At 31.1% G+C, this 12,705-nt stretch carries 9 protein-coding genes; 4 read left to right on the top strand and 5 right to left on the bottom strand.

The window, feature by feature from the left end; genetic code table 11:
* Positions 1–55 precede the first annotated feature (55 nt).
* Together MHH94_RS00360 and MHH94_RS00355 are read right to left on the bottom strand one after the other, a co-directional pair.
* A complete protein-coding gene (locus MHH94_RS00360; protein ID WP_058590975.1) occupies positions 56–1,306 on the bottom strand; it encodes an FAD-dependent monooxygenase in 1,251 nt (416 codons plus the stop codon).
* Positions 1,307–1,428: 122 nt separating this feature from the next.
* Positions 1,429–2,034, bottom strand: coding sequence for a TetR/AcrR family transcriptional regulator (locus MHH94_RS00355; protein ID WP_340839290.1), 606 nt, complete (start codon positions 2,032–2,034; stop codon positions 1,429–1,431).
* A gap of 162 nt (positions 2,035–2,196) precedes the next feature.
* Between MHH94_RS00355 and MHH94_RS00350 the strand changes: the two genes are divergently transcribed.
* From MHH94_RS00350 to MHH94_RS00340, 3 genes are all read left to right on the top strand, one after another.
* On the top strand, positions 2,197–3,456 hold the full coding sequence (locus MHH94_RS00350; protein WP_340839289.1) for a YhgE/Pip domain-containing protein: 1,260 nt from the start codon (positions 2,197–2,199) through the stop codon (positions 3,454–3,456).
* A 250-nt stretch (positions 3,457–3,706) separates the two neighbouring features.
* The gene (locus MHH94_RS00345) at positions 3,707–6,727 is read left to right on the top strand and encodes a YhgE/Pip domain-containing protein (RefSeq protein ID WP_107609445.1); all 3,021 of its coding nucleotides are present in this window, start codon (positions 3,707–3,709) and stop codon (positions 6,725–6,727) included.
* 262 nt (positions 6,728–6,989) lie between these two features.
* Positions 6,990–8,294 (top strand): TrkH family potassium uptake protein, encoded by a 1,305-nt coding sequence (locus tag MHH94_RS00340; protein WP_058590979.1) that lies wholly within the window; start codon positions 6,990–6,992, stop codon positions 8,292–8,294.
* Between the two features lie 67 nt (positions 8,295–8,361).
* Here MHH94_RS00340 and MHH94_RS00335 read toward each other — a convergent pair whose 3' ends face one another.
* Both MHH94_RS00335 and MHH94_RS00330 read right to left on the bottom strand, forming a co-directional pair.
* The gene (locus MHH94_RS00335; RefSeq protein WP_058590980.1) at positions 8,362–8,778 is read right to left on the bottom strand and encodes a carboxymuconolactone decarboxylase family protein; all 417 of its coding nucleotides are present in this window, start codon (positions 8,776–8,778) and stop codon (positions 8,362–8,364) included.
* Positions 8,779–8,909: 131 nt separating this feature from the next.
* The gene (locus tag MHH94_RS00330) at positions 8,910–9,791 is read right to left on the bottom strand and encodes a LysR family transcriptional regulator (protein ID WP_088592642.1); all 882 of its coding nucleotides are present in this window, start codon (positions 9,789–9,791) and stop codon (positions 8,910–8,912) included.
* 115 nt (positions 9,792–9,906) lie between these two features.
* On the opposite strand from MHH94_RS00330, the gene MHH94_RS00325 reads away from it, so the two are divergent.
* Positions 9,907–10,683: a 3-hydroxybutyrate dehydrogenase gene (locus MHH94_RS00325; protein WP_058590982.1), complete on the top strand. Its 777-nt coding sequence runs from the start codon at positions 9,907–9,909 to the stop codon at positions 10,681–10,683.
* Between the two features lie 296 nt (positions 10,684–10,979).
* Here the strand turns inward: MHH94_RS00325 and MHH94_RS00320 are convergent, their stop codons facing one another.
* A complete protein-coding gene (locus tag MHH94_RS00320; RefSeq protein ID WP_142390947.1) occupies positions 10,980–12,569 on the bottom strand; it encodes a hypothetical protein in 1,590 nt (529 codons plus the stop codon).
* Positions 12,570–12,705: the final 136 nt, after the last annotated feature.

Below are 12,705 nucleotides of genomic sequence, written 5' to 3'. Positions count from 1 at the left end.
CATTGTCCTAGTTCTTTTTTAAGATATTAATCTTTCATTTATGCATAAGTTCAAATTAAAGTTCTTTTGTAAGGTCTGTATTTCGTGCTTTTATAAATGGTGTATATTGAATAACATTACCAAACAACTGACTCTTCATGAACTTCATTCTGACTTTAACATTTTTCTCTCTTTTTTGTAATTCTTTTTCGTTATCCGTAACGAAATTTCTACGTCCAGTAGTCGCACCTTGCTTTTGAAATTGTTTTACTTTTGGTCTTAGTATACTTTCCCATTTATTTAAAGCATATTCGATGTTGTCAGGATATTTCTGTAATGCTTTTCCTAATAAATTAGCTCCACCAAGTCCTAATGTTGCACCCATTCCAGAATAAAGTGTTGGGCACCATGCTGAATCACCAACTAAGACAACTCGTCCTCGATACCATGAAGGCATTTTTACTTGGTCAGTTGTACCGAATATAACATCATCAGCTTTATCTAACTGATCTAAAGCAAATTCCATATATTCCCCATAAGGTTCACCAAACACTTCTTTAATTCTCTTACGTGGGTCTTTTTTTCTTTCTGTTTGTGGATCATCTGTTTTGTACGTAAATAAGATTGTTGCTGGGTGATCTTTAAAAGTAAATACCGTAAAAGATTTTTGAACTTCATGCAAGATAACACCTTGATCGAGTTTTAAATCAGGTGGATTTTCAGTGAGTTGATACGCACAAATCATATAACCTAACTCTTTAATATATTGTTCATGTGGACCAAATGCTAGTTCTCTAACTTGAGAGAATACCCCATCAGCCCCAATTACAAGATCATAAGAACTTTCAGTTTTGATATTAGTTTTGAGATTTTTAGTTGTCACACTTACTTCAGATGCATTTTGCCAAATGGCTTCAGGCACCGTATCATAAAGTATTTCTATATCATTGTGTAATGCTTTATAGACAGCATTCTCTATATCGCCTCTTAACATCATCCATGGTGCGAAAGATTCCGGAATATCGGCAAATCCAAGTGTATAACCTGTAATGCCTGTTCTATCTATTGAGAAATTGATTGAAGTAGGACTACGTCTATCATGTAAATATTGAAGTGCGCCTAAATCTTTAGCAGCAGATCTACCGAGTCCAAATAGTCCTAGGAAATAGCCACCTTTTCTACGCTCTGAAGCTTTTTCTATTATGACAGGATCCCATCCTGCTTGTTTTAAAGCTATTGCTGAAGAAATACCACTAATACCTAAACCGACAATTAAAGCTTTTTTACTTTCTTTATTTGTTTTGTTAATTGAAACATTATTAGACATGTTACATTCCTCCTGTGTGTCTAATAATATTTATAAATAATCTACGATACAATCATCAATAAACATCAATCTGTATGATTCGCAACAAAACTTAAACATGTGTTGTTAAACACGAAGTTATCTTAAGATTTTTTTGATAGTTCGATTACTAATTGTTCTAATGGACCCGTACGCATTAATGTATATAAATGCTGCATAATTTCATCTTCTGGAATTCTTTCTGAATCTAATACCCAATATTTCAGTGTAGTAATGATTGCTCCTGAAACATAACTGTGAAAATACCTAAAAGGAATATGGTTAATAGTCGTTTGATTATTTAATACGGTTAATAAATTCTGTGTAATCGTATCTGATAATTTTTCTTCTAATTTACTTTGTCTCTTTAAGTTGAATAACACTTCGTATAATTCAATATTATTCAAAACAATCTTAATGATACTGTTTGGTACACTATTTATCATTTTGTTCAAATCACTTACTTCATTGATTTGTTGGTTTGCTAATTTATCATAATCAATATTTGCTTTCATGCGTTCAATTTCTTTATCTTCTAAATGACTTAATAAATCGTATTTATCCAAATAATACTTATAAAATGTTGCACGGTTAATATCCGCTTCATCTGCAATTTGCTGGATAGTGATTTCTTCTAAACTATACGTTTTTAAAAGTTGAATAAATCCCTTTTCTATACTCGTAATCGTTCTTTTTACTCTGCGATCCATAAACTCACTCCTTATATATTAAATAACGACAACAATTCTGCTGATATTGTTGTTTAACATTCACATTCGATGTGATTGATGATTGAATATCTTTCACTGCCTATTATAATAACAAATAGAATGATAAGCAACATAGTGTTGTTTAATTAGGAGGAAAATGTAATGAATAAAAAATTAGTATGGGTTATCCCAGTTGCAGTAGTATTAATACTTATGATTTTAGCAACAGCTTTTTATCCGGCTTATAATCCAAAGCCGAAAGATATACCAATGGCAATTTTAAATGAAGATAACGGTATTGAAGTTCAAGGTAACACTACCAATATTGGTAAGAATTTATCAGATAATTTGAAGAAAAGTGATAGCGAAGCGGTAAATTGGAAATCTGTAAAGGATAAGAAAGAACTTGAAAAAGGCCTAAAAGACAACAAATATATTGGCGCCATCGTCTTTGAAAAAGATTTTTCTAAAAATGCTATCAGTAACGCACAAAGTAAAATCATGACTGAAAAACAAAATGAAATAAAAGAAAAAGTAAAATCTGGTGAATTATCACCTGAACAAATTAAAGCAATGCAGGAAAAAATGAGTAACAGTTCACAAGAAGTTCCAGAACCAAAACAAGCTCATATAGAAACAATTATTAATCAAAATAGTAATGCACAAGTATCAAACATCGCACAACAAGCATTAAGTAAAATCACTGATCAACTCAATAAACAAATTAGTAAACAAAATGTTGAGTTATTAGCTAAAAACAAAATAGATTTACCAAGTAATCAATTTGATAACTTTGTTAATCCTGTGAAAGTTGAAACAACTACTTTAAATAAAGTTAAAGACCACCAGGGTAATGGTAATGCAGCTTCTGCAATGTTTACACCTGTATGGTTCTCAGCAATGATTACAGCAGTACTAACATTCTTAACATTTAAGAATAGAGATAAATTAGCATCACAAAAAGATAAACTATGGTTTATCAGTAAAATCATTATATCTGTTACAATTGCAGCTTTTGCTGGTGCATTTGTATATGTTTATTACACAGGCGGCGTGTTGGATTTTGATTTTAATCAACCATTTGATACAGCTATATTCATCGCAATTGCGATCTTAGGATTTGCATCGCTCATATTAGGAGTAATGGTTTGGATAGGATTTGGCGCAATTCCAATATTTATCTTATATCTATTCTTCACTATGCAAGCAGTTATGCTGCCTAAAGTAATGGTACCGGAATTCTATCAAGATTATATTATCCCTTGGAGCCCATTCTATTACTATCTCAACACATTAAAAGATCTACTTTATAATGGTTCAAGCTTAGCTATGAACAGCACAATATGGATGTTCATTGGATTTATCATCTTCGGTTTAGCATCTTTAGTATCAGCTACTTATGTAAAAAAACAAGCTCAATAAAATATTAATTTCATTATTAACAGCCTTCATATTTTTTGTATGAAGGTTTTTTTGTCGATATCCAAAAATAGAAATATTTTCTATTTTAATATATTGATATATATACAACATGCTATTTTACTCATATATTAGACTTTATAAATATACTGATATAACAAAATGGGATTGAATTGATTTTGAACATGGGTTATGATAGCGGTATTGATATTTATAGTACATGTCATGTACTAATGGATAAGGAGTTATGATTTTGAAGAAACCATTTGAAATTTTTATTGAAGATATTAAAAATATCAGACGTGTGCCGTTTGTGATTATATTATTATTAGGTCTTTCTATTTTGCCCTCATTCTATGCGTGGTTTAATTTAAGTTCTACGTGGGATCCTTACAACAATACGCAAGGTATTAAAATTGCGGTAGTGAATGAAGATAAGGGTGCTAAGGTTGAAGGTAAAGATATTAATGTTGGTGACCAATTAGTTGAACAATTGAAGAAGAACGATAAGTTTGGATGGGAATTTGTGAATCGTAAGAAGGCTGACGATGGTGTTGAAAAAGGTGATTATTATGCCTCTATATATTTACATAAGACTTTTTCTGATGAAGTCACAAGTATCTATCATAAGAAACCAAAGAAAGCCGTTATTGATTACAAAGTAAATGAGAAATTAAATGCGATTGCACCTAAAATGACAAACGCTGGTGCATCATCCATTGTAGATTCTTTAAATAAAGAATTTGGCGAGAATGCAACGCAAGCATTATTAAAAGAAGCGAATCAAGTTGGTTTAGATCTTGAAAATGAATTACCTACTTTAAGCAAAATTAAAAATGCTGTATATACTGCTGAAGATAATCTTCCTAAAATAGAAGAATTCAAAGAGAAAGTCATTGAAATTGATGAACATCAAGATGACATTACGAAGTATAAAGATGAATTCGAAGCGCTAGGAAATTACAAAGGCGACATTAATGAAGGCGTAACAAAAATTAATGAAGTAAACAGTAAAATGGGTGACATTAATCAAGCTGCTCAATTAATTACGAAGCTTAATGCCAAAATGCCTGAAATCGAAAGTGCTTTAGCAAAAGCGAATAAAGTACAACAACAATTTCCTAAAATCAATAAAGGCGTGCCTCAAGGTATTGAAGCAACTGAAAAAGCATTAGCAGCTATCAATAAAGCAGAGCAATACTTACCTGAATTAAATCGTAAATTAGATCAGTATGAAGCAGATGCTAAAAAAGCTCAGGAAAAAACTGAAAAAGCGAACGAAAAACTGAAAGCTGATCAAGATAAAGAAAAGAAAGACACTAAGGATAACAAAGCAAAACCTGAACAAAGCACAGAAGAACCTCAACAGTCGTCAGAAGAAGAAAACAAAGCAGACAATCAGACTGACCAAAATGCTGAAGAACAAGAAAGTGATAAAGAACAAGCAGACACTTCTAAAGAAGAAACAGAAGAAAAAGCATCAACTGAAGATCAAGAGAAAGATAATGATATCGTAACAACTCAACAAGCTTACGATGAAGAAGATACTCATAAAGAAGAGAATAACCAAGCTTCTAAAAACGTATTAACTGATCAAGAATTAAATGAAATGAAATCTGCACTGAGCGAATCTTTAACAGCCCTCGCAGACTACAGTAACGAACAAGCAAATATGAACAAAAAAGATTTAGAAAGCATGCAAGCCATCAATCAAAGTATCTTAATGAGCCAAGACAGTAAACAACTTGCAGACACTGTGAAAAACAATCAATCACGATTACAACAAGGTGTCGCTTTTAATAATTCAATGATTGATATTTTAAATGAACTTCAGAAATCTGAAGGTATTGATACTTCATCAGCTATTTCACAATTTGAATCAGCTAACAAAGATTTACAAAGTGTTATAAATGGCCAAAGCAATCTGATTAATGCTTTAAATAATGGTAAATCTGGCAAAGAAGAAGTATTAGCCTTAGATAAATTAATTGATTCTAATCTCATATCTTTAGACAATTTATTGAAATATACAAGCAGTGATTTTAAGACGACTTTAATGGAAGGCGTTAATCAAATTGATCAAGCGTTAACTAAAGGTATAGATGATATCTCGAAGATTAGAAGTTCTATGAACATGATTGATAATGTGATTCAAACTGGGAAAAGTTCCTTACAAAATGGTCATGATTTATTAGTCAGCATCAACAATGAATTACCTGAACTTGAAAGAAAGTTTAATAACATTAATGAAGTAGCTCAAACAAACTTCCCTAAATTTAAAGAGCAAGTTGGTAAAGGTGCTTATTACGTTGAAAATGAACTACCAAATGTTCAATCAGAAGTTAAAAAGCTCGCACAGTTCTCAAATAACGATTTACCAACAATGATTGATAAATATGACCGTGCTGTTCAATTAATAGATGACAACTTACCAGAAGCTCAAAAGGAAATTCATGACTTAGCAGAATTTGCACGAAATGATTTACCAGGTATTGAAGAAGATATTAAGAAAGCAGCGAAGAAAGTTAGAGAAATAGATAAAGATGATACAGTTCACGAGCTGATTAAATTATTGAAAAATGATTTAAAGAAACAAGCTGATATTATCGCACACCCAATAGAATTAAAAGAAGAATCATTATTTAGTGTGCCAAACTATGGAACAGCAAGTACACCATTCTATACATCTTTAGCAATTTGGGTAGGTGCTTTACTATTATCTAACTTATTAACAACAGATATTAAAAATCCAGAAATTAAGCAGAAATATTCATTGAGAGAAACATTCGTTGGAAAGAGCTTTATATTCATTATTATAGGTGTCATACAGTCCATTATCGTGTCACTAGGAGATATGTTTATTTTAGGCGCAGCAATCGATAATAGATTATTATTTATACTATTATCCGTACTCGTTTCAATCGTGTTTATATGTATCGTCTATACATTAGTGTCCCTATTCGGTAACGTAGGTAAAGCATTAGCAATAGTCATTATGGTACTACAAATAGCAGGTGGAGGTGGGACGTTCCCAATACAAGTCACACCAAAATTCTTCCAAGCCATACATCCATATTTGCCGTTCACTTATGCCGTAGATGCTTTAAGAGAAGCGGTTGGAGGCGTCGTACCAGAAATACTCATATACAATCTCATGTGTCTCGTATTATTCGGCGTCGTCATATTCACAATAGGATTTATCGTTAAACCAATACTCGACCCATGGAAAAACAAAACAAGCAAACGCGCCGAAGACAGTTACTTAATGGAATAATTAAATTATGTATAAAAATAATCGCCCGATTCGTAGTAGTGAACTACAGAATCGGGTGATTTTTAGTTGAGCTAAATTGCTGTTTGAATACATAACTGTATACTCTCTTCTCATAATAGAAGAAGTTGTCAAATTAAGACTAGACGGTCCATCCTTATACTTAATATTGCAGAGTGCTAAAACATTTTGTTTTATAAATTTATTGCTATTTTTTATTAATAGGACTATTATCTTTATATCTTATAATGCAGGTGATAAAGAAATGAATACTATATTCAAAGTTACTATGATTTATATGACTCTATTTTTAACGACTACAATCATAGGTTCAATATTACTCTACTTGCCAGTTACTGGACGAAAACCTATTGATTTTGTTGATGCTTTTTTTATCGCTACAAGTGCATTTACAGTAACAGGGCTTTCAACTGTTGATATACCTAACCAGTTCAATGAATTAGGGTATTTAGTAATACTTCTACTGATTCAAATTGGTGGGTTAGGAATTGTTACTTTAATGATCTTTATAATGATTTTCACTAGAAAAAACATTACGTACAAAAATAGAGAACTATTAAAGTATACGTGGAGTCTTGATAATGATTCAGGATTACTAAATATAACTATACGTCTTGTATTATTCAGCTTTATTATCGAGATTTTGGGTGCTATTTTTTTATCCCTTGTTTTCATTCCAGATCACGGTATTGTTAGAGGTGGATTCATCAGTATATTTACTTCTGTATCATCATTCAATAACGCTGGTTTTTCTTTATTTTCAGATAGTCTGATGAGTTACAGTGATAACTTAATTGTTAACGTCATTGTTCCATTATTAATTGTAATTGGCGGTATAGGTTATATTGTTTTATTAGATTTGTGGAAAGCTAATCGCTTGAGTAAATTAAGTCTACATTCAAAAATCGTATTAACTACTACAGCTATATTAATCATGATTGGATCACTTTCATTTTGGTTATTAGAAGCAAATAATGTATTAAAAAACGATAATTGGATTGTTCAAATCTTTAAATCCGTTTTCCAATCAATATCAACTAGAACTGCTGGATTCAATACCGTTGACATAGGTCAATTACACGACTCTACTCTATTTATATTTGATTTATTAATGTTTATTGGTGCCGCACCTATGAGTACCGGTGGTGGTATAAAAGTTACGACCTTTGCTATCATTATCGTATATTTATATACTTTATTAAAAGGTCAGACACATCCGCATATATTTAAGAAAAGTATTATGACAGAACAAATAAATAAAGCAATAACTGTATGTTTTTTATCAAGTTCTTTGATTTTCATCTCAACATTGAGTATTTTAATTCAAAATCCAAAACTTGATACAACAAAGGTATTATTTGAAACGATTTCAGCTTTTGCGACGGTTGGACTTTCAACTGGCATAACCGCTGATTTGAATTCTATGTCTAAAGTTATACTCATATTGCTAATGATAGTTGGTAAAATAGGTATACTCATTATCATTTCGATATTTGTACACCCCAAAAAAGAGTTATATTATTACTCAACCGAAAAGATTCATTTATAATTTTTATAAAAAATAATCGCCCAATCCGTAGCAGTGAACTACAGGATCGGGCGGTTTTTGGGTTGAGTTAAAATTTTTGTTCTACTTTAGACAAATCTACATTTATCTCTCTGTCTTCGAATACTTTTTTAGCTACTGTTAACGCATTTAATACACGTGGGAAACCAGTATAAGGTATTAAATGTGTAATTGTTTCTATGATTTCCTCTGGCGTCACGCCTGATGTCAATGCTGTATTGATGTGTAATTCTAATTGAGGTTCTGTTCCTTGTGTTACAAGTGAAGAAACGGTTACTAAAGCACGTTGTTGATTTGTTAAACCTTTTCGTGAATAAATGTCTCCATAAGCAAATTCAATAATGTATTTTGAAACGTCAGGTGCTATGTCTTTAAGATTGTCAGCTATTTTTAAATGTGTTGAACCTGTCGCTGCGGTATATTCCATAAGTTTATCCATACCTTGTTGGTATTTAGTTTGATCCATAATAAATCGCTCCCTATTCGTAATTGCTAGCTTTAAATTTTTTCCTGTGAACAATTACTAATATAGTCCTGATATGATTATTTGTTAAATATATAAATATCATAATTTCTATAACTAAAAGTTATAACAAACTAAATACCATTCACTAATATATAATCAATTAGTGCTCGCGTTGCATGTGAACGATATCTATCTTTTTTAACGATAAGACCCACTTCCCAATAAATATACGGTTCTGTTATAGGTACTGCAGTGATTTTATCATAATCGATTTTGCGTTTTAATGATTCTGGAAAGAACGTAACGCCTAAATTATTTTCTACCATGTCTTTAATAAAATCCCATTGTGCACTTTGATACGCAATATTTGGCTTAAATCCGAATTTATCACATTCTTGTATAATACGATCATGCATCGTAAAATCTTCCGTAAATAAAATAGTCGGTTTATGCTTAATATCCGTTAAAGCAACTTCCGAACGTTGTGCTAATGGATGCGACTTTTGTAGATATAACATCAATTTATCTTTAGTCAATTGATAGACGTCGAATTTTGTTTCATCTACTGGTAACATAACAATGCCACAATCTATCTCACCTTCATCTACTAAACGTATAACTTTATGAGTACCTTCTTCTATTAATTCTGTTGTTAAATGTGGATGCGCCGAAGAGAAGCCTTTTATCATGCTAGGAAAGAACATAATGCCAATTAATGAAGGTAAGCCAATCTTAATATTTCCACTTTTTAATGAACTATTATCGTTCAGATTCGATGTTAAAGAGTTTAATGTATCAAAGATTTTGAGTCCATGATTATAAACAATTTCACCTGAATCTGTCAGTTTAACTTGTCTGTCTGAACGGTCTAACAACTCGACATTCAGTTCAGATTCAAATGCTTTGATTGTCTTACTAAGCGCTGGTTGAGAAACATGTAATTGTTGTGAAGCCTTAGTGAAACTACCCAGTTTGGCTACTGTCATAAAATAATTAAATTGACGGATTTCCAAATTAATCCCCCTCCACTATAACTTTAAGTTATAGATTTCATTATTAATATTCATTTTACTTATCAATATTGTAGAAGTAAACTAAATATATAGAGAAAAATATGGAGGGATTTCGATGTTAAAAGATAAAGTTACGATTATTTCAGGTTCTGCTAGCGGTATTGGTTTAGAAATCGCTAAAGAATTTTTAAACCAAGGTGCAAAAGTAGTATTCACAGACATTAATAAAACTAATTTAGACAACGTTGTGCGTGACTTTAAAGAAAAAGGGTTTGACTGTATCGGTATTCCAGCAGATGTTTCGAATGAAGATGATGTTATAAACCTTGTCGATGAAACTGAAAAACATTACGGTCGTATAGATGTTTTAGTAAATAACGCAGGCTTACAACATGTCTCAAATATTGAGGATTTCCCAACAGCTAAATTCAAACAAATGATTGATATTATGTTAGTGGGTACATTCATCATGACGAAACATGTATTACCTATTATGAAAAAACAACAATTTGGCCGCATCTTAAATATGTCTTCTATTAATGGCGTTATCGGATTCTCAGGAAAATCTGCATATAACAGTGCCAAACACGGCATTATCGGTTTAACAAAAGTCACTGCTTTAGAAACTGCAGAAGACGGTATTACGGTAAATGCCATATGCCCAGGTTACATTGATACACCACTTGTACGTGGCCAAATGGAAGACTTAGCCAAAACAAGAAACGTAAGTGTTGATCAAGTACTTGATGAGGTATTGTTCCCAATGATTCCTCAAAAACGACTCGTCGACATTCAAGACGTAGCAGACTATTCCGTATTCATTGCCAGTGACAAAGCCAAAAGCGTAACTGGTCAATCTATCTTAATAGACGGCGGATATACAGCACAATAATAAAAAAAGACTAACTATAGTAATCAAATTGCGCAAAAAAATAATCGCCCAATCCGTAGGTGTGAACTACAGGATCGGGCGATTTTGGTTGTATATAGAGCGAGTGATGCGTCATAATTCATTTTCTAGGGTGTTAAATGGGTAGAGTCAGCTATAATAGCATTATTTTTATCGAAATATGGCTCGCGTTTTCATTCTGTCCATTTAACAATATATATCTTTATAGTTAAAGATAAAAATTATCTAAATTGATAAAGTTTAACTATATTAGAATCTAATTAATTATAGTAATAGCTCTAACCAAAATTATAAAATTTAGGATTCCAATTAAATTCTATACTTCCTTTGATTACTTTGTGCATATTTCTATTAATAAATTGATTATTAATAGGAAACTGCTTATTTTTATCATACTGAATTTGTACTAAAAAATTTTTATTTGACGGAATTAAAGTCCTACTCTCAGTGCTTCTTTCCTCTTTTTTGTAAATAACGAGGTACAAAATATCCGCTTCCATATCGCCATGTTTAACTTCATGATTTGTAAATCCATAGTTTTTTATCTGACGTAGCTTTTTAACGGCATCAAAAATAACTTTTTCTACATGCATTTTATTTAAGACTTTTTTTACATATATAACAGCACGAAATCGCTTCATTTCTGGAAGACTTATATCTTCTATTTCTTTAATTATAAACTCTTCAGTTTCAATCTCTGGGTAATATCGAAATAGATCTTCATATTTATTTCTAGTTTCATTATTTGCTGGATATAATACATAATCTCCACTTTCTAAAACATATTGCAATACTTCATCTTCGTCTAATTTACCTTCAATAACACTTTCCAACTTATCACCCGGAAATCTGATAAACGAAGTCAAAGTCTGATCAGCATGAAAAGTAACTAGAACATTATCTTTAGAACTCAAGCCCCTTAAAGTATACACTCGAGCGGCAGTATGAACACCTATTATACACATTGAATTAATATCTAAATTGTTATGTTCTAATAAAACATTAACTTGGATTAAATTATCTTGTGGTATATCTATCTTATCGATACTTTTACATTCTATTTTAAGAGTACTCATACATAGTTTTTCAAAAAATAGTATTACTTCATCATTTACATTAGGATTACTATATACATCATCAATAATGATATGACTTTCTATCATATATTTAATAAAAGAAATTATTAGTCCATTAATATTATCAAGTAAGCTAATAGTTTTATGTTTCACATCATAAATAGAATGCTTTTCCGTAATAGTATCTTTTCCATCACGGTAGGTAAAATAGATGTCATTTTGTTCAACTTTTACACCACCATGTGACATAGAATTTCTTATATTAGCATCAGCTATTTTTAATATATCATTGTATTCCCTAGATGATAAACACTCCATTTGTTGTCTTAAAGTCCTTTGATCTAAATTTTTACCTTCAAACTCACTCTGGAATTTAATATATAATTGTAAGATTTTTGAATAAGGACCATTTAATAAATCATCATAAATATCTATTAAGAATAAAGAGGCTTTTAATTGCATACTCCCCTTAAAATTATCCATTAATTCTACTTTTTTAACAATGTTTTGCATTGATTCGTATGATTCAATTAATAAGTTCATGTTATTAAGAAGCGTATTTTTCATCAATGAATCATCTAAAGATTCTTGAAAATTTGTTAACTTTTCACTTCCTACCTTCATGATTTTTTTATCCCAATGTTTTAGATTACTATCTTGATAATATTTATACAAAATAGGATTATATATAGCAGGGATATAGTCAGCCCTTTTAAATGATTTTAGAAATTCACTATGAATTTGCTCCACGCCACCTTCATAGTTCTCTTCCCAGTAAACTATATAGTCCATTAACAATAAACTTCACCTACCTATCAAAACATATTTATCTCAATTGCAATACTTTCACACTCAACACCTTAAATCGTTTTCTAAGACCTATTTCTCCAATCAGTCTGATTGTACCTTCACCAGCATCTAATTTATA

Source organism: Mammaliicoccus sp. FSL K6-3158, from assembly GCF_038005105.1.
GTDB lineage: Bacteria > Bacillota > Bacilli > Staphylococcales > Staphylococcaceae > Mammaliicoccus > Mammaliicoccus sciuri.
This window is presented reverse-complemented; position numbering and strand designations above follow the sequence as displayed.